This is a genomic window from Arcanobacterium ihumii (assembly GCF_900604515.1).
In the GTDB taxonomy this organism is placed as follows: domain Bacteria; phylum Actinomycetota; class Actinomycetes; order Actinomycetales; family Actinomycetaceae; genus Arcanobacterium_A; species Arcanobacterium_A ihumii.
This window is the reverse complement of sequence record NZ_UWOS01000001.1, coordinates 566,530-584,353: the sequence shown is the minus strand read 5'-3', so window position 1 is coordinate 584,353 and position 17,824 is coordinate 566,530. Positions and strand designations below refer to the sequence as shown.

The window sequence follows — 17,824 nt, the reverse complement described above, 5'->3', positions numbered from 1 at the left end:
TTTAGAGAAGTATCGGGGTGCCAGATTCATGAGAATCTCGGGCAGCTTCAAGGATTTCCTGAGTGTGCACAGCTTCTTCGGCGTCAACCGTAACCGGTGCGCCGTCTTGCACAGTGGCAACAAATTCGTTGTAAATGTTTTCCCAGCATTCGCTGTGGTCTTGGGTGCTGACGTCAAAGTTAGCGATACCAGTATCTCCATAAACTGTTTCTTGGAAATCGTCAGCAGGTACATCTACACTTCCAGATAACACCATCTGGCTAATCAGCCCTGACTTGTGTTCGGCGGTGATCGTTACGAACGCACCCGAGTGTGCTTGAACTTTAACGACTCGGCCAAGCGCCGCTACCGCTAGGTTCATTGCATGAGGTCCAAGGTCCATCAAGATACCGTGGAAATCATGGCGCCACGTTCCCGATGGAGGGAGGATTCCTCCTTCGAGCAGTCCTCCGTGGACGTAGTGCCCCTGAAGTCCAAGGATGTTTCCGTTGATAGCAAGCGCAGCGACGTCGTCCAAAAAATCTACAGTTTGATGGTTGTAACGCCGAGTGAAGCAAACGATGTGCGGGGTGTTATATTCAGAAATAACTGAGGCAAGTTCTCGAGCTGTTGCGAGGTCGGCTGCGATTGGTTTTTCAAGAATCAGCGCTTTCCCAGCACGTGCAGCTTCGATAGCAAGGGGTGCTTGGATATCTGGGGGAACTGCGAAGTCAACGGCATCGCACTGATCTAAGAGCTCAGTGAAATTTGTGAAAACTTTGATCCCAAATTCGGTGGCAAAAGCCCGGGCTTTTTCAGGGTCGCGTGCCCAAACCCCAATGAGTTCGGTTTTTTCGCCGTAGACGTGCATCGGAGCATGAACGTCATGCGCCCACCATCCGGCACCAACCAGTCCAACTTTAATCGTCATTGATTTTCCTTCAATCGTGGAACGCTTAGATTCTACCTGAGGACGTTCCAATAAGGGTATCGTGAAGGACTAAAGCGGATAAGAAGTTTGAACTAGGATTAAAATGGTCAGGCGCTAATTGGTTTACCACGGTAGCGGGATACTGCACGGACACCATCGATCGATAAAAATACCAATGCAAACCAAACAATTGCGGTGCCGATCCATCGCTCAGTTGGCATAGTTTCGTGGAATACGAATACCGCAATGAGGAGCTGACCGATCGGGCTCAGGTACTGCAAAAGCCCAATGACTCCCAGCGAAAGTCCTCGGGATGCTTGAGCAAAGAGGATCAGTGGAATTATCGTGAGCACTCCGGCACCTATAAGAAGGAGGAGGTGGCCCATCCAAGGAAGATTGTTATTGGAAAGTGTGTGAAAAGACGTTTGGTTGTTAGCAACGAGGTAGCCATAGTAAATCAAGAGCAAAGGCACCACGGCGGATGTTTCTACCGCCATTCCAACCAACGGATTAACCTGGTGGGCAACCCGTTTCTTCACGAGCGAGTAAAGTCCGAAGCTCGTTGCCATCCCCAGTGCTAGCCAAGGTAAGCTCCCCATCGAAATCAACATATAAATAACCGCAGTTGCCCCCAAAGCCACTGCGATCTTTTGCATTCGAGTCAGAGTTTCTTTGAGAACTACCACTCCGAGTGCGACTGTGATCAGTGGGTTGATGAAGTAACCGAGCGCCGCATCGACCGTGTGCCCAGACTGCACTGCGAAGATGTAGGTAGTCCAGTTAATGACGATTAAGAACCCAGCGAGGCAAAGGCGACCAAGAACCGCACGGTTAGCGATAACCTCTCGAAGATTTTTCCACTGCCGGACGATTGAGATGGCTATTAAGCAGGAAAGCATTCCCCAAACAGCCCGATGGACGATCACCTCAAGCGAATTAGCGGGCTCAAGCAAACTGAAATACAGCGGAAAGAGCCCCCAAAGGAAGTAAGCTCCTACACCGCTTGCCCACGCTTGCGCAGTTCCTACGCGCGTTCCAGCTTCGTGTTGGTATCCTTGAATATTTGCCACACCCTAATCGTATCGGGGCGCAGTAGAATCCGGGGAAAGATCAATCCTAAATGTGGTGGGTTAGCCACTCGCCCAAGTCAGAGAACACTTCCTCGTGGTTGATTTCGTTGAAAATCTCGTGACGGGCCTGCGGATAGACGTGGGTCTCGATGTCACGTTGACCGTGAACAGCGTAGTTGCGTGCGATCTTGTGGACGGCCGTTGCGCCGCCAAACGGATCGACTTCACCAGAAGCAATGAAGAGCGGAACAGCGGTGCGTAGTTCGTAATTGTCATCCGTATTGACGCTCTTGAGCCCACCCAAAATTTCAACGAAGAAGGCGTTCGGTGGGTTATAGCCGCAAAGGGGATCTGCGACGTAGGCATCTACCTCTTGAGAGTTGCGACTGAGCCATTCAAATTTAGTGCGATTGCCAAATTTCTTGTTGTAAGAACCGAAGGAAAGGCTGCTTAATAGTTTTCCTTCTTTTAACGGAGCCACTCGAGTAAGGACCTTGGCTAGGGCAAGTCCTCCCTCACCGATCACGCTCGGCCACAATCCGGTTCCAATAATTGCAGCTCCTGCCAGCCCTTTTGAGTATTTCTTCAGGTAAGCGCGTAGAAGGAGAGACCCCATTGAGTGTCCAACAAAGAAGTACGGTAACTCAGGGTAGAGGGACTCTGCGTGATGACGTACGGCGTGAAGATCATCAACGATTGTGGCCCACGTAGCGTTATCACCAAAGTACCCCAGTGGTTCAGAAACTACGTGAGATTGACCGTGCCCACGATGATCGGCGCCCACAACTGCGATACCTAAGGAATTAAGGTGCTTTGCAAGGGAATCGTAGCGTTGTAAGTGCTCTGCCATGCCATGTGAAATCTGAACGACTGCGCGTGCATCAGAAACCGGCCAGTGATAGAAACCGAGGGTGGCGCCGTTGGACTGAAGCGATGTTGGCATGGCTACTCCTTTGTATATCAGGATTAATAATTTCCTATTCCCAATATGATACCCGGATAGCGGTACCTAACAACTCATTATTCGGTCAGCGATGCGTGACTACCACGGTTCCCATAGGTGCCCAATCGTAGAGCCACTTTGCATGGGTAGTAGGAGTGTTAACACAACCGTGGGAATCGGCGAAACCAAAGCGTGAACGCCAGTAAGCGGCGTGAATAGCGTATGGGCCCTTAAAGAACATAACCCACTGAACGTCGGGAGTTTCGTACTTGGAGCCGTCCGTGTTTTCGCCACGCATGGTCTTGCTTGGATACTTGCGGTCAATTGCAAAAGTACCAATAACGGTTGGAGTCTCAGACGCACCATTAACCACGGGGATTGGTCCGCGAACAACGGTGGTTCCTTCATAAGCAGTCATAGTGTGATTAGACAGATTAACGTCGATCCACTTTTCGTTGCCGGTAGGGGTGTAGGCAAGCGGGGTGCCAGAGGCGTCCACAATCTTGTCGTCCCACTTGAGCTCAGCTGTTGCGATTTGGAAAGTTTCATTCGTTGCCGTCTTGTTGCCCATGTTTTCAACGATTGAATTTACGACGGCGTCAAGGTTACTGACCGTCGTCGCTGCAGTCGCTTGGCGGCGAACGATCGTTACTTCGCCACGAGTATTGAGGAGACGCTGCCCTGTAACACTATCATTCGTCACAGGCTCTGCAGTTTGAGCAACCCATGCACGAACTGCATCGGCATTGATCACTGGTTTCCCTGAGGTGAGGTCAATCCACTGGACTTTAACCTCAGCAGGTGCAGAAACAACGTTCTTGCCGGTGTTAACAGCAACGTCTAGTCCTGCTAGAGCTTGTGCATCTGCAAGAATAGGCTTCAAGGACTCCTCGGTAGTCTTCGGAGAAAGTTCTGCGAGTTTAAGTGATACTTGGAAGCCTTGTTGGGTATGAGCCAAGAGAGTGCCCGCATCAATCAAATCTTGTGTCTTGACGCTTCTACCAGGCATTCCTGCTTTGATTTCGAAGTGATCCCCGGCTGCTACGATACTTGGCTCAACTGGGGACTTGGCGTTCTCTTTACCTTCAGTCAAAGACTGCGCAAATTTCGTCAAAGTTGATTCGTTGGTGTGAATCGTGGGTTCTACAGTGGTTGTCCGGAAAAGTGCGGTGAAGTACTTCGTCCACGAAGATTTTCCAGCTACCGCTGCATCGGCAGTTACCTTAGAGTCAACGGTCATACCTAGCTGGGCAAGTGTTGCCTTCTGTGGATGAATATCGGCGCCGGTGAGGTGTAGAGATTCATTCTTGACGGCGTAGTCAAGCTGGGACTGGATTTCTTCAGAAGTCATCCCAGCGACGGAGACGTCTCCAACTTTGGTGCCGGGAAGTGCGCGCTGCCCAAGTGCAAAATATGCAATATATACGCCTAGGGCAACAATGGCTACGGCAACAATGCCGATCGCGCTCCAAATAGCAATTCGCTTCTTTGACATTACAAAGAGTCCATTCTCAAAACAATGACTATCGTGTTGAATCTTAAACCCAAAAATGAAATTTAGCTGTTTAAAGGTGGTTGTTTTGGCGAATGGGGTGAACTACACATTCTAGTGCCGTGGTGCGGAAAACTTAGGGCTGGGCAGAGTGGGAGGCTTGGCATAAAATCAAGAACCAAAAATGCGCTGCTGTTCGGCATCGATGATTGTTTGTGCCAACTGAGATTCATTCGGCAACTCAGCCAGTGCCTGGGCAAATAGCTGATCTTCAGCAGTTTCTTGGTCTACCTCGAGAGCTTCGGGAGAGGCTTGAGCAAGTAGCGAGACTCGCGCGAAATTCTCGAAAAGTTCAGATTTCCGATGGAGCATAGCAAAGAGGCGATCGTCTACACCTTCTTCGGTAATCAAGCGGTGGACCTGTACAGATTCAAGTTGTCCCATACGGTGAGCTCGGGCAATTGCCTGCCACTCCGTGGTCGGTTTCAGCTGTGGTTCGCAGATAATCACGACGCTCGCACTTTGGATGTTGAGTCCAACGCCACCTGCCATGATCTGGGCGAGAAGAACAGATCCGGCATCGGACTTGGAAAAGTCATCAACCAGTTGCTGGCGTTTGGAGGCCGCAACTGAGCCTGTAAGTGGGCCAAACGCACCCGGAATTTCCTCGCGTAGTCGGTTCATCGTGCTAAGGAAGTAGGAGTAGACGATAACTCGACGTCCGTTTTCTCTGGCTTCGTCGATGATCTGGCGCAGACGCTCAACCTTAGCGGAGTCGGGGCTGAGCATTGCAGCCTGACGCATTGCCATGAAATTACCGTCACGAACTGCGTTTTCGTATATCTCGCGATCGCCCTTGCTTAAAGGTAGCCAATCTTCGATCTCTACCAATTCGGGGAGCTCGGTAAGTACATCTTCTTGGTTTCTGCGCAGGTAGGCAGGAGCAACTTGTTTACGGAATCGCTGTGGCAATACCGAAGAATAAATTGCTAGATCAGGGCGGATGTACCGGATCAAGGTGCGGAATTCATCGATGCGGTTTTCCATCGGAGTTCCCGTTAGGAGCACGGCGTACTTTGCTTCGGCGATGAGCTTAGCTGTTCGCTGTGATCGCTTCGCGTCAGGGTTCTTAATATAGTGAGCTTCGTCAACGACGGTGCACACGACGTCGGAATAGTAATCATTCAAAAATCCTTCGAACCATGACAGAGTTTCGAAGGTGGTAACGGCAACTCCGCCGTTCCTGTGCCATTGATGAGCTTCGGCGTTTTTATTCGCGCCGTGAATGCGATAGCCGACGAGCTCTGTTTTCGCCTCGATTTCACGTAGCCAGTTAGTAACAACCGCTGCCGGGCAGACGACGATTGAGTGGCGTTTTCCCTGTGCATAAAGGTGAGCTAGGACGGCGAGCGCTTCGAGAGTTTTTCCTAGGCCCATTTCATCGCCGAGTACAACTTTGCCTTGGGATAGCGCAAAGCGCGCGCCAAAATTCTGATATCCACGCAGGTTAGCAGTTAAAAGGTCGGTGTCGATCGATGTGGCGTGTACCTTTGTGACGATTTCTTCAGGAAGCTCGCCACGGATCTTTTTTGAGTCCGAGGTTAGAATTCCCAGTTCAGCCATAAGTGCATAGGTTTCGGCGGGCTGACGATGGAATTGTGTCCAGACCTCTTCCTCGCTAAATTCTGGTAAATTGCCTAGACCGTCGTAGCGTTCGGCAAGTTCACGGCATTCTTGAACCAAACCGATGAAATCGGCAGATGGTCGACCGCGCCCAACAACAAGTAGGTGAGAGGCATTGCTCGATACATGGTAGGCACGTGCCTTGACCGCTGCCGCAAAGCTCAAAGCTTGTTTGTGACCAATCGATTCGTGAGCGTATTGCCAAGTGTAAATTGAACGAAGGAGCTCCGTTTGTTCTTCGCTACGATTAGACACATCAAGACGAACTGGTGTTTCTTCCAAGGTTGCAGAATTGAGCGCGCGAGTTGCACCCACGATGTTCGACGCTGTAGCCTCGCCTATTCCTGGAAGGTCGCCAACTTTCCAACCTAGATCCATCACAGCACCTACCTGCTCAATTGAGTTCTCGCGAAGAACTGAGAGCTTGAGGCGCTCGCGACTTACCTCTTTAAGCTGGTCGATATTAAAGGAGCGGACGTGGTGAACGGCAGCTCGTTCACGTAGGACTTGAGATAGTTTGATGCTCGCTAAGCGAAGTTGATTAAGGTCGTGGGCAAGAATATCGAGCTTATTAACGATTGTTGCTAGGTCAGAGAATTCGTTCGCGGGAAGGTTGATTATATCGAGATCGATTACGTCTTCCTCTTCCAGCGTCAAGAGTTCAGTAAGCGCATATTTTGCATCAAGCGCCTGCGAAAGAGTCGCGGTTGGTGCAGTCGTTCGAAGAGACTGTGTGTCAAGGAAAGAAGATGCGAAGCCGATCTCTTTTCCTTTTTCATAAAGAGCAATAAGGAACTCTGCCGCTTTTTCCGCCTGGGCACGGACGCGAGGATTGAGAATTGCAGGTGCGTCCGAATCTAAGGGAGCAGCATCGCGATGAGCACGCACGCCTGAATCTAAAACTAATTTTCCGAAATTGTGATGTGCGAGGCTTGGAAATTCCGTCGAGGCGTAACGCTCACGCGCTTGCAATAGTGGGCTCACTGAATCAGGCAAGGGCAGAAGCGTCCAACGTGGCTCTGCGTAGGGGATGTTGATCGCCGTGCCCAACAGTTTGCGTCCAGCGATCCGGTGTTCTCTGAGGATTTGAGCGAGCACATTGCGCTGTTGTTGCAACGTGGAAATCCAAGCGCCGATCTGAGATCGAGCCTGCCGAAACGTATCTAAATCAAAACTTGCCATCTAATCCAGTTTAGACGCATACGGCGAAAGAAGTGGAACCGAGCTTGAAGGCATATGAGCTTGCTGAAACGTAAGCTTGGTGTATACAAGGATGGCGCTCAGGCCTTAATGTAGCCGTATCCTTCATGTTGAAGACGAGCGATCTCAACGATTCCTGCTGGAACGATCTCAACATAATCAGGAATTAGTTCAGCTTTGACTTGGCGCTCATTCATCGCAATTTCACAAATGACGAAACGTACGCCCTCATCGTGGAGTTCTTTGATCTTTGCAAAACGCATCGGGTCAGAGTCCAGTTGTGAAAATGAGCGGATAGCTCCACCATTAGCGACGACGACGGCGGTGCCACCTTGTGCGGAGCGCACCAAGTTTCGAACTGATCGAATTGTGAACGGCCAGCGATCGTTTTCATTGACGTGGAACACGATTTTCAAGTCAGACATGAGTACTCCTCTGTTTCGGGTGGGGCGTTGAGCTCGAACTTCTTTGCTGAGCTCGGAGCGCGAACCAAGGCGACATTGCGCTGAATCTCAGATTACTACTTTTCGGGACCTTGGTCACTAATAACTCGAAAAGTACGCTCTACGAAAAGAATTATCCCAAACGCTTCCCGGTGAATTGAAAAACAGTGCAAAATAGGACTTATGACTGATACCTTAAGTTCTAAAAACTTAGCGTTTAAATTTGCGCAATTGGATAAGCGTGGTCGTCGCGCCTTAGATTCTTTAGCTCCTCGTCCGCAGGATCTATGCTCTACAAATCCGCAATCTGAACCTGTTATGGAATCAAAGACTTCTGCGTTGACTGATTCGGTTATTGCAGAACTTCCCACGATCAAGGGCAGTGATGTTGCTGTTGTTTTTGATCGTGCCCGTGAAATTGGAAAGGCGTGGGCTGCAACGGATATTCGCGAGCGCAAGCGTCTTGTTCTCTCGTTTGTTGATACCTTGCTTAAAGAGTATGAAGCGGTTCTTGACATTATTCAGTGGGAGAACGGAAAGAACCGTGGATCTGCTTATGAAGAGGTATATGACGTAGCAATGAACTCTCGCTACTACGCTTTGCATGCAGAAAGAATTCTTCGTTCGAAGTCTGTGGCTGGAGCGGTTCCGGTGCTGACTAAGACACAGATTAACTTCGTCCCAAAGGGTGTAGTTGGCATTATCTCACCATGGAACTACCCGTTAACGTTGGCTGCTTCGGATGCTATCGCAGCGATCATGGCAGGTAATTCGATTGTTTTGAAGCCAGATTCTCAAACGCCGTTCTCAGCTTTGGCGATTAAGGCATTGATGGAGCGAGCGGGCTTGCCGCGCAATCTTTTTCAGGTTGTTATTGGATCGGGCCGCGAACTTGGCGGTCCGATGATTGAGAATGCCAACTATATTATGTTCACGGGTTCTTCTCAGACTGGACGTACGATCGCTAGGCAATCCGGTGAAAAGCTGATTGGTTTCTCGGCGGAACTTGGTGGAAAGAATGCAATGATTATTCGTGCGGATGCGCCTGTTGAGCGAGCTGCGGCTGGTGCAGTTAAGGCCTGCTTCTCATCTTCTGGTCAGCTCTGTATCTCAATGGAACGCATCTATATTCATAAAGATATTTGGGATCGTTTCGTTCCAGCATTCCTTAAGCGCGTGAAAGAAATGAAACTCGAAGCGTCAATGGACTGGAAGGCTGATATTGGTCCGTTGATCAACGATGCCCAGGTTGAGAAGGTTGCCGAACATATTAACGACGCCGTTGCCAAAGGTGCGAAGGTACTTGCGGGTGGTCATTTGGTTCCTGAGGTTTCGAACCGTGCGTTCTTGCCAACGGTTTTGACGGATGTTACTCCGGATATGAAGGTTTTTGGAGAAGAAACTTTCGGTCCGCTCGTCTCCCTATACAAAGTAGATAGCGACGAACAGGCCTTAAGTCTTGTTAATGCTACAAATTACGGTTTAAATTCGGCGATTTGGTCTGATGATCTGAAGATTGCTCAGTCAATGGCGATACGTGTAGAAGCTGGTACCGTTAATATTAATGATGGGTACGCCGCAGCGTGGGGATCAATCCATGCGCCTAGTGGAGGATTCAAGGACTCGGGATTGAGCCATCGCCACGGGGTAGAAGGCTTAGTCAAGTACACCGATGTACAAACTGTTGCCACCCAGCGATTGATGCACATCGGTGCACCAAAATGGCTTGGGGAAAAGGCGTGGGCAAAGGTGCTCCATACTTACCTCAGGGCTCAGCGAAGATTCGATCTCTAAGGAGACAAAATGTTTAGCAAGCCAACCAAAGTTCCAATCCGTGGTGCTGTAGTTCTAATCACCGGCGCGGGATCAGGAATCGGTAGATTGATGGCGCTGGGGGCCGCGGAACGCGGTGCCAAAGGCGTGGTGGTATGGGCACACAAAGAACGTGATGCGAAATCTGTTGCAACTGAGATCAAAGATCTCCATCCTCGCGTGAAAGTAAGTGGATATGCGGTTGATGTAACGGACTCTGAGCGGGTAAAAGAGGTTGCCACCGTTGTGCTCGCTGAGCAAGGCCGAGTTGATATTTTGATTAATAACGCAGGAATCGTGACGGGGAAGGACTTTTTGGACATAACCGACGATGAAGTACAGCGAACCCTTGCGGTCAATACGATTTCACACTTCAAAACCACGCGTGAGTTCCTTCCGGGAATGCTTGAGCGTGATCGTGGTTCGATTGTGACTGTTGCATCGGCTGCCGGATTAGTTGGTGTGGCAAAACAATCTGATTACAATGCCTCGAAGTTTGGTGCGGTTGGATTTGCGCAGTCACTACGCGCTGAATTGCGTCATAAAGGGTCGAAGGTTCATACTTTGCTCTACTGCCCCTACTATATTTCTACAGGAATGTTCGACGGAGTAAAGACGAAGTTTCCTCTTCTGCTCCCGATTCTTTCGCCGCAGAAGATTGCAAAGCAGATTCTCGATGCCATTGAAGCCGGTATACAGATGAAGGTGGCACCACCAATCGTTCGTCTTGTTCAATTGATGCAGCCATTCCCTGTTCCGTTTGTAGATGAAGTTCTGCAGTTCTTCGGAATCAACTCCACTATGGACGAATTCAAGGGAAAGAAGCCACGACCCGCCTAGTTCGGAGCGTGCTCCATCTTCACGTAAGCTAGACGGCGTCGTCATAATTAAACAGTGCAACTCGGTGTGCGCTCGTGCGGTTGGAGAAACACAATGATCATCTTAGTAGGAACGCCTCTTGGTAATGACGGTGATGCTTCGTCGCGCCTACGTGAATCTCTAGAATCTGCCGACCTCATTGCTGCCGAAGACACACGGCGCCTGCTTAATTTGGTTGGACGTCTAGGGATCGATATTCATGCGCCGGTTGTACCTTATCATGACCATAATGAGAGGCAGAAAGCCCCAGATCTTATCCGAGTTGCGCAAAATGGAAAGACCGTCGTTGTTGTGACGGACGCGGGTATGCCGTCGGTCTCTGATCCTGGTTATCGTCTTGTTTCTCTTGCTACTGATTCGGGAGTGCCTGTCACAGTTGTGCCCGGTCCTTCAGCGGTGCTCACTGCCCTCGCTATATCCGGGCTCGCATCCGACCGCTTTAGTTTCGAAGGATTTTTACCTCGAAAAGATGGCGAGTTAAGGCATGTGCTGAATGAACTCCGGGCTGAAACGCGCACGATGATCTTCTTTGAATCTCCTCGTAGACTCAAAGAGTCGCTAAATGTTATGCGTGAAGTATTCGGTGATGAGCGTAAAGCTGCCGTGTGTCGAGAACTAACAAAAACCCATGAGGAGGTTTGCCGTGGGTCATTAGCGGAGTTGGTTACGTGGGCATCGCAAGGAGTATTAGGTGAGATTTCGATCGTCGTTGAAGGAGCCGAAAAAAACGAGAATTCTGATCCTGCGAAGTTCATTCCTGAAGTATTGACTCTTGTGGAGCGCGGACTACGACTTAAAGACGCAGTAGCGCATATAGCGGAGCGCCAAAAATTGCGAAAGAATGAGCTATATCGATTGGCTTTAGAAAATGGAAACAATGTTTAAAATTAACGATCTTACTTCGAAACGAGCGCTACCGATAAGGCTAGCGCTCCTTGTATTTTGGCTGACCATGTTTACTTTAGGTGGTATGGCACAGGGAAATATATCCACTGTTTCGAATAATGATCAAGCAACTTTCTTGCCAAAATCGGCCGAATCGACGTTAGCTGCCAATGAAGCTCGTAAGTTTAACGATACTCATTCGCTTCCGCTCCTCATTGTGGCTTCGACGTCTAATGGTGGGCGTATAGCTCCCGAAAAGATCAATGAAGTGCGAAGCAGTGCACGGGATTTGAAAAATATCCAGATCGGAAGCAACTCTCGCTTTTCAGATTTTATTCTTGGTCCAATTGTGACAATTCCTAATAAGGATCAGTCTGCGATTCTTATCCCGATTCAGCTTGATACTAATCAAACAAACAAATTAGATTCCGATGGGAAAAAGAGCCTCAGCACTGTGGTTGAGGAGGTGCGGAAGCACATTGCAGATAATCAGAAAGATGCAACGCTAAAGTTCTTTGTTTCCGGACCGGCAGGCATTGCGGCGGATCTTGGCGGCGCATTCGCTGGAATTGACCTAACTCTTCTTCTTGTTGCGCTCGTACTTGTATTTATCATTCTTTTGGTAGTGTACCGTTCATTATTATTGCCATTAGCTGTCCTTTTCACTGCGTTTACTGCCCTTTGTGGTGCAGTATTGGTTGTTTATCAATTAGCGAAAGCTAGCGTGGTTGACCTTAACGGGCAAACTCAGGGGATTCTTGCAATCTTGGTGGTTGGAGCAACAACAGATTATTGTTTGCTTCTGATTTCCCGGTATCGAGAAGAGCTTTCGAGCGGTGGTGTTCCTAGTAATGCTATGAGTAGGGCGCTCCGTGGCACTTGGGAACCAATACTTGCTTCAGGCGGAACGGTGATTGCTGGGCTCCTTACTCTGTTGCTGTCTGATCTTTCTTCTACGGCATCTCTTGGTCCGATTGCGTCAATTGGAATCATTTTCGCGATGTTCGCTGCACTTACTTTGCTTCCGGGGTTGCTTCTGGTACCGGGCAAGCATGCTCGAGTCATGTTTTGGCCAGCGAAGATTCAACAGTCTTCGGGAGATGCTGTTCTTGAGGGAACCAAGATTGACTATATCGACGAGCGTATTTCCAAAAACCATCCTTTCTGGAATAAAATCTCCACATTTGTTACGAAACGAGGCAGAGTTGTTTGGGTGGCGACGACGGTTGTATTAGTTGCGTTCGCTGCCTTTGCCCCTTCTTTTAAAGCTAACGGTGTTTCGACGTTAGACACCTTTATGAAACCAACGGAATCCGTTGAGGGGTTTAGAGTCATTGGAGATAAGTTCCAATCGGGCTCTGCTCAGCCAACCACAGTCGTTATTTCGAACAAGTTGTATAGCGATGCGGTGAAAGAAATTTCGCAGATCAACGGAGTGGCGACGGTTGTACCTCAGTCCGATCTTCCATCGATTCCTGGTCAGTCTGCTCCAGCTAATACTCGCCCAACCGTTGTTGATGACCAAGTGCTTCTCAATGTAACTACGACGATGCCGGCGGAAGATGCGCAGTCAGCACAGGTTGTGCGTAATATTCGCACCGTGGCTCACAAAATTGATCAAAGCTCACTGGTGGGTGGGCCAGCAGCGCAGAATCTCGATACCCAAGAAACTGCTCGAGTCGATTTTGTGAAGATTGTTCCAGTTGTGTTGCTCGTAATTTTCTTCATGCTGGTTTTGCTACTGCGTTCAGTTGTTGCGCCAGTTTTAATTATCGTGGCGAATATCGTGTCGTTTGCAAGCGCTATGGGGCTGTGCGCGCTGCTGTTCAATCATGTTTTTGGGTTCTCTGGTTCGGATGCGTCGGTGCCAATCTACGCTTTTGTATTCCTTGTGGCGTTGGGCATCGACTATACGATTTTCCTGATGTCGCGCGTGCGGGAAGAATCTCGCCATTACGGCACTGAAGTGGGTGTGCGTCATGGTGTGGCTGTGACTGGTGGAGTGATTACTTCGGCTGGTGTGGTGTTGGCTGCTACTTTTGCGGCGCTGGCGGTAGTGCCTTTGCTTTTTATGGTGCAGCTGGCCGTAATCGTGGCTTTGGGTATCGTGATAGACACGTTTATTGTGCGGTCCTTGCTGGTGCCTGGCGTGGTGTTGGAATTTGGCGATCGGGTGTGGTGGCCGTCGGCACTTAATAAACGAGCAAGCGATAATTTGCAATAATTCGAAAAACTTTGGCGATTCGAAGAAAGAGATGACTATTTAAAGTTGGTCGTAATCATTACTTACAACCGACCTTAAAAATATTTTGAAACCTTCAAATCACGGCTTAAAGTCAATATCCGAAAAGTCGAAGTCTTCGTCGTCGGCATCGCCCGAAAAATCGAAGTTCTCATCGTCAAGATCGAAGGCATCCTCGTCGATTCCAAATTCGGAAAGATCAAGGTCGGAAAGATCAAGGTCGGAAAGATCCTCGACTTCAGCCAGGTTTTTTACAACGTCAAGCTCTTCATCTTCGCCGTCGGACGTAAGCTCGGGATCGGCGTCGTCGTCATAATTATCGGAATTATTCACGGCTTCGGCTCCGGGCTCGTGTGCGGTGAGGAATTCATCAGCTAAGAAATCTGCTGCTCCTGCTTCGTCCCGATCCCAATCGGTATCGGACCATTCGTTATCTGAGTAGTCATCGTCAGGTGAATCAAATGAATCGGAGCTCCACTCATCTGCGGAGCCCCAAGAATCAGCACGACCAAAGCCTGATCCAGCTGATCCGTTTGCCTCCTCTCCTGGGATCGGAGTATCTTCTTGTTCTTCATAAAAACCGAAAGCAACGGAAGATGAAATTTGCTCCACACCTGCTTCGTCCATTTCTTGGCGGGCGAGTTCTCCCAGCTCTGGGGTAACAGGAACAGTGAGGTCAGAGAACACGCGAGTTGGCCACCCTGCACGCAAGGAGTCTAGTGCAGTGTCCTTGACACAGTGTGATTCAGCAATTCCAACCACATCTACGCTTTGGATCGAATGCGAACGCAATACGTCTTCAAGGGTCTCGCCATCGTCGGTCTTTCCTTCGAAACCGGAGTAAGCAGGAGCATACTGGCCCTTCTTAACGGAATAATGGAAAGGTAAACCAGCAATTTCTTCGTGGAGCTCGGCTTCAGGAGTACCTGCCACGCCGTGCGTGGGCCAGGTATCAACGAAATCGGGTTCGTCAGCAAAATGTTCGCCTGGTTCAACATGCCAGTCTTGAGTTGTGATGATCAGCGAGTATTCGTCTGCGTGCTCAGTAACAAAATCAGCGATTCGCATCGCTACAGCGTTGCCGCCTTCAACTCCAAGTGCGCCGCCTTCGGTGAAAGTTGGCTGAACGTCAACGATAAGTAGTGCCCGATTTTCGGCTTCCATGGTTCCTCCACGTGGAAAAGTAAAACCTTTAAGTTATAGTGTATGACTTTATTAGAGATGGGGCATCAGAAGCGAGCCGAATGAATCGCTGGTGAAGCGCCACTGAACGGAACTTTAGCGGTGTCAAGGTGTGAACTTGGCTCCGCTTCACCACAAGTTTTACGAACACACGTTTTTAGCCGTAATCTTAAGGTATGTCAAAAATCCTTTCAGCAGTTGCCTGGCCGTATGCAAACGGCCCGCGCCACATCGGCCATGTGGCTGGATTCGGTGTTCCATCGGACGTCTTCTCGCGCTATATGCGAATGGCGGGTCACGACGTCTTGATGGTGTCCGGAACTGATGAACACGGCACTCCGATCATGGTGGCAGCTGATAAGGAAGGGATGACTCCACAAGAACTGGCGGATAAAAACAACCGAATTATTGCGGAGGACCTTGTTAACCTTGGTCTTTCCTATGATCTATTTACCCGCACTACCACTGGAAATCACGAAAAAGTTGTGCAGCAACTCTTCGAGGGGTGTCGCGACAACGGCTACATGGTTATTCAAGAGTCCGCGGTGGCAATTGATCCGAAGACGGGTAATACTTTGCCCGATCGCTATATTGAAGGTAAGTGTCCTTTGTGTGGTGCTGAAGGGGCTCGTGGAGATCAGTGCGATAACTGTGGAAACCAGCTCGATCCACAGGATTTGATCGACCCCGTTTCGAAGATTTCGGGATTGACTCCAGAATTTAAGATCACCGAGCATTACTTCCTTGATCTTCCTGCTCTTGCGGGTGCGTTGGGCGAATGGCTCGATCAAGTTGAAGAAACAGGAAAGTGGCGTCCGAACGTTATTTCCTTCTCTAAACATCTCCTCGACGACGTTCGCCCACGTGCGATGAGTCGCGATATTTCCTGGGGTATTCCGATCCCAGGTTGGGAGGATCAGCCCAACAAGCGTCTCTATGTATGGTTTGACGCTGTGATTGGTTACCTTTCGGCGTCGATCGAATGGGCACGACGCCGCGCTGCCAATGGCAAGGGAACCGCCGAAGATTGGCGGGAATGGTGGACGAACCCAGAAGCGCTGTCCTACTACTTCATGGGTAAAGACAACATCGTTTTCCACTCCCAGATCTGGCCGGCTGAGCTTCTTGCCTACAACGGCAAGGGGCAGCGCGGTGGATCAGAGCATGAGCTAGGAACGCTGAACTTGCCAACTCAGGTAGTTGCATCAGAGTTCCTAACGATGGAAGGTAAGAAGTTCTCATCGTCGAAGTCAGTCGTTATCTATGTGCGTGATATTCTTTCGCGCTACCAGCCTGACGCTTTGCGATATTTTATCTCTATCGCTGGTCCAGAGACTTCGGATTCGGATTTCACCTGGGAAGAATTCGTTCGTCGCAATAACTCAGAATTGGTTGCTGGCTGGGGTAACTTGGTTAACCGTACCGCTGCAATGATTGCAAAGAATTTTGGTGAGATCCCGGCCGCCGGTGAGCTTGAAGATATTGATCGTGAGTTACTTGAAGTAGTTCGTGGCGGCTTCGATACCGTGGGTAATCTGATTGCAAACCATCAGCAACGTGCTGCGCTCGGTGAAATTATGCGCCTAGTTGGCGAAGCAAACGGATATGTGTCGCGTACCGAGCCATTCAAAATGAAGGACGAATCGCTTCGTGAACGTCTTGGAACCGTTCTTAACACGTTGATCCAAGCGGTTTCGGATCTTAACACTATGATGAGCGTTTTTCTTCCGCATTCCTCGAATACGATTGACGTGATCTTGGGTGGAGAAGGAACTATCGCTCCGATGCCTCAATTGGTTGAGACGGTTGATATCGATAACGGTCATCCGTTCCCGATTATCACCGGTGACTATAGTAACGTTCGACCTTGGGCTGCGCGTGACGTCGTCGTCGGAACTCCTATTTCGAAGCCGAAGCCTGCTTTCCAGAAACTGGATGATTCGGTTGTAGAAGAAGAGCTTGAGCGCTTGAACTTTTCGTGAGTGTAGGGAATGTCCAAAAAGAAGAAGCGTAACGTTCCCGATATTCCGGATTTTCTTCCCGAAGGGATCGTAGATAACCACACCCATATTTCGCCAAATCCCCAGCCAGATCAGGTGGGAGAGAGTGTGGATCATGCACTGATTCAAGCTCACACGGATGATGGTCAGCTTAAACTCCCGATTCTCGAAGAAACGTTGATCGAAGGGATGCGCCAGGGAGGGATTCGAGCAGCTATCACTTCTGGTTGTGATATCCCCGAGCTCAAGCCTTCCCTTGCATTGGCCCACCGATGGGACGAAATATGGGCTGCGCTGGCGATTCATCCCAACGAAGCGGCGATGCATGCGGGTGTTCGTGAGATAGCTCCGGATGGTCTCGAGCATGAGCCCGAGGTCCACCACCTCCAGTATTCTTTGGACGAAGCGATTGAACGTGTTGCTCAGCTTTGTAAGGATGACGCCGTCGTTGCTGTTGGTGAAACGGGCCTGGATTATTTCCGCACCGGTGAAGCAGGGAAAGTCGCCCAGAGAGATTCATTCCGTGCTCATATTGCACTAGCAAAAGAACTTGGAAAACCTCTCCAAATACATGATCGTGATGCTCACGGAGATGTGGTAGAGATTCTTCGAGCCGATGGTGCGCCAGAGCGAACCGTTTTCCACTGTTTTTCCGGGGATCGAGAGTTGGCCGCAGTGTGTGCAGATCACGGTTGGTACGCGTCTTTTGCGGGGCCAATAACTTATCCTGCTAACGACTTTCTACGAGATGCTTTCTTGGTTCTTCCGAGCGAGTTAATTTTGGTGGAAACCGATGCACCGTACCTCACACCTGCACCGTTCCGCGGGCACCCGAATATTTCGTGGGGTGCTGCCTATACTGCTCGTTTTCAAGCCGATTTACGTGGGGTTTCGCTTGAAGATTGGTGCGTCCAGCTTAATTTGAACACTAAAATGGTTTACGGGATTTAATTTTCTTTTAGTAATTTTCCCCACCCGTAGTTGCATGAAGTAACAATTTGGTTACAATCTATATAGAAATTGTTACGAACATTTAGTCTGATGAATTCGCAAAGAAAACCGACTAAGCGTGGCACCGATCAA

13 protein-coding genes are annotated in these 17,824 nt (G+C 49.6%); 6 read left to right on the top strand and 7 right to left on the bottom strand.

Features of this window, described 5'->3' with window-relative positions:
- Position 1: 1 nt before the first annotated feature.
- From EIH22_RS02615 to EIH22_RS02590, 6 genes are all read right to left on the bottom strand, one after another.
- On the bottom strand, positions 2 to 910 hold the full coding sequence (locus EIH22_RS02615) for a Gfo/Idh/MocA family protein (RefSeq protein WP_124054252.1): 909 nt from the start codon (positions 908 to 910) through the stop codon (positions 2 to 4).
- A gap of 107 nt (positions 911 to 1,017) precedes the next feature.
- Positions 1,018 to 1,980: an EamA family transporter RarD gene (gene rarD, locus EIH22_RS02610; protein WP_327537478.1), complete on the bottom strand. Its 963-nt coding sequence runs from the start codon at positions 1,978 to 1,980 to the stop codon at positions 1,018 to 1,020.
- Positions 1,981 to 2,026: 46 nt separating this feature from the next.
- The gene (locus tag EIH22_RS02605; RefSeq protein ID WP_124054251.1) at positions 2,027 to 2,923 is read right to left on the bottom strand and encodes an alpha/beta fold hydrolase; all 897 of its coding nucleotides are present in this window, start codon (positions 2,921 to 2,923) and stop codon (positions 2,027 to 2,029) included.
- Positions 2,924 to 3,008: 85 nt separating this feature from the next.
- A complete protein-coding gene (locus EIH22_RS02600; protein WP_124054250.1) occupies positions 3,009 to 4,418 on the bottom strand; it encodes a L,D-transpeptidase family protein in 1,410 nt (469 codons plus the stop codon).
- A 168-nt stretch (positions 4,419 to 4,586) separates the two neighbouring features.
- Positions 4,587 to 7,280, bottom strand: coding sequence for a DEAD/DEAH box helicase (locus EIH22_RS02595; protein ID WP_200829148.1), 2,694 nt, complete (start codon positions 7,278 to 7,280; stop codon positions 4,587 to 4,589).
- Between the two features lie 98 nt (positions 7,281 to 7,378).
- Entirely contained in the window at positions 7,379 to 7,723 is a 345-nt protein-coding gene (locus EIH22_RS02590) for a DsrE family protein (RefSeq protein WP_124054249.1), read from the bottom strand.
- A 201-nt stretch (positions 7,724 to 7,924) separates the two neighbouring features.
- Here EIH22_RS02590 and EIH22_RS02585 point away from each other — a divergent pair, with 201 nt between their 5' ends.
- From EIH22_RS02585 to EIH22_RS02570, 4 genes are all read left to right on the top strand, one after another.
- Complete coding sequence (locus EIH22_RS02585) at positions 7,925 to 9,535, top strand: succinic semialdehyde dehydrogenase (RefSeq protein ID WP_124054248.1); 1,611 nt, start codon at positions 7,925 to 7,927, stop codon at positions 9,533 to 9,535.
- A 9-nt stretch (positions 9,536 to 9,544) separates the two neighbouring features.
- Positions 9,545 to 10,393 carry an SDR family oxidoreductase gene (locus EIH22_RS02580; protein WP_124054247.1) on the top strand — a complete coding sequence of 283 codons (849 nt, stop codon included), beginning with the start codon at positions 9,545 to 9,547 and terminating at the stop codon, positions 10,391 to 10,393.
- 93 nt (positions 10,394 to 10,486) lie between these two features.
- Positions 10,487 to 11,317 carry a 16S rRNA (cytidine(1402)-2'-O)-methyltransferase gene (gene rsmI / locus EIH22_RS02575; RefSeq protein ID WP_124054246.1) on the top strand — a complete coding sequence of 277 codons (831 nt, stop codon included), beginning with the start codon at positions 10,487 to 10,489 and terminating at the stop codon, positions 11,315 to 11,317.
- A complete protein-coding gene (locus tag EIH22_RS02570; protein WP_160149006.1) occupies positions 11,310 to 13,541 on the top strand; it encodes an MMPL family transporter in 2,232 nt (743 codons plus the stop codon). Before rsmI ends, EIH22_RS02570 begins: the two co-directional genes overlap by 8 nt.
- A gap of 99 nt (positions 13,542 to 13,640) precedes the next feature.
- Here EIH22_RS02570 and EIH22_RS02565 read toward each other — a convergent pair whose 3' ends face one another.
- A complete protein-coding gene (locus tag EIH22_RS02565) occupies positions 13,641 to 14,723 on the bottom strand; it encodes an isochorismatase family protein (protein ID WP_124054244.1) in 1,083 nt (360 codons plus the stop codon).
- 194 nt (positions 14,724 to 14,917) lie between these two features.
- On the opposite strand from EIH22_RS02565, the gene metG reads away from it, so the two are divergent.
- Positions 14,918 to 16,723 (top strand): methionine--tRNA ligase, encoded by a 1,806-nt coding sequence (gene metG / locus EIH22_RS02560; RefSeq protein ID WP_124054243.1) that lies wholly within the window; start codon positions 14,918 to 14,920, stop codon positions 16,721 to 16,723.
- A gap of 9 nt (positions 16,724 to 16,732) precedes the next feature.
- On the top strand, positions 16,733 to 17,692 hold the full coding sequence (locus tag EIH22_RS02555; RefSeq protein ID WP_124054242.1) for a TatD family hydrolase: 960 nt from the start codon (positions 16,733 to 16,735) through the stop codon (positions 17,690 to 17,692).
- Positions 17,693 to 17,824: the final 132 nt, after the last annotated feature.

Excerpts from the sequence above, each read along its gene's own strand:
- EIH22_RS02615 (WP_124054252.1), bottom strand. The coding sequence starts at position 910 with ATGACGATTAAAGTTGGACTGGTTGGTGCCGGATGGTGGGCGCATGAC.
- EIH22_RS02605 (WP_124054251.1), bottom strand. The coding sequence starts at position 2,923 with ATGCCAACATCGCTTCAGTCCAACGGCGCCACCCTCGGTTTCTATCAC.
- EIH22_RS02600 (WP_124054250.1), bottom strand. The coding sequence starts at position 4,418 with ATGTCAAAGAAGCGAATTGCTATTTGGAGCGCGATCGGCATTGTTGCC.
- EIH22_RS02595 (WP_200829148.1), bottom strand. The coding sequence starts at position 7,280 with ATGGCAAGTTTTGATTTAGATACGTTTCGGCAGGCTCGATCTCAGATC.
- EIH22_RS02590 (WP_124054249.1), bottom strand. The coding sequence starts at position 7,723 with ATGTCTGACTTGAAAATCGTGTTCCACGTCAATGAAAACGATCGCTGG.
- EIH22_RS02585 (WP_124054248.1), top strand. The coding sequence starts at position 7,925 with ATGACTGATACCTTAAGTTCTAAAAACTTAGCGTTTAAATTTGCGCAA.
- EIH22_RS02580 (WP_124054247.1), top strand. The coding sequence starts at position 9,545 with ATGTTTAGCAAGCCAACCAAAGTTCCAATCCGTGGTGCTGTAGTTCTA.
- rsmI (WP_124054246.1), top strand. The coding sequence starts at position 10,487 with ATGATCATCTTAGTAGGAACGCCTCTTGGTAATGACGGTGATGCTTCG.
- EIH22_RS02570 (WP_160149006.1), top strand. The coding sequence starts at position 11,310 with ATGTTTAAAATTAACGATCTTACTTCGAAACGAGCGCTACCGATAAGG.
- EIH22_RS02565 (WP_124054244.1), bottom strand. The coding sequence starts at position 14,723 with ATGGAAGCCGAAAATCGGGCACTACTTATCGTTGACGTTCAGCCAACT.
- metG (WP_124054243.1), top strand. The coding sequence starts at position 14,918 with ATGTCAAAAATCCTTTCAGCAGTTGCCTGGCCGTATGCAAACGGCCCG.
- EIH22_RS02555 (WP_124054242.1), top strand. The coding sequence starts at position 16,733 with ATGTCCAAAAAGAAGAAGCGTAACGTTCCCGATATTCCGGATTTTCTT.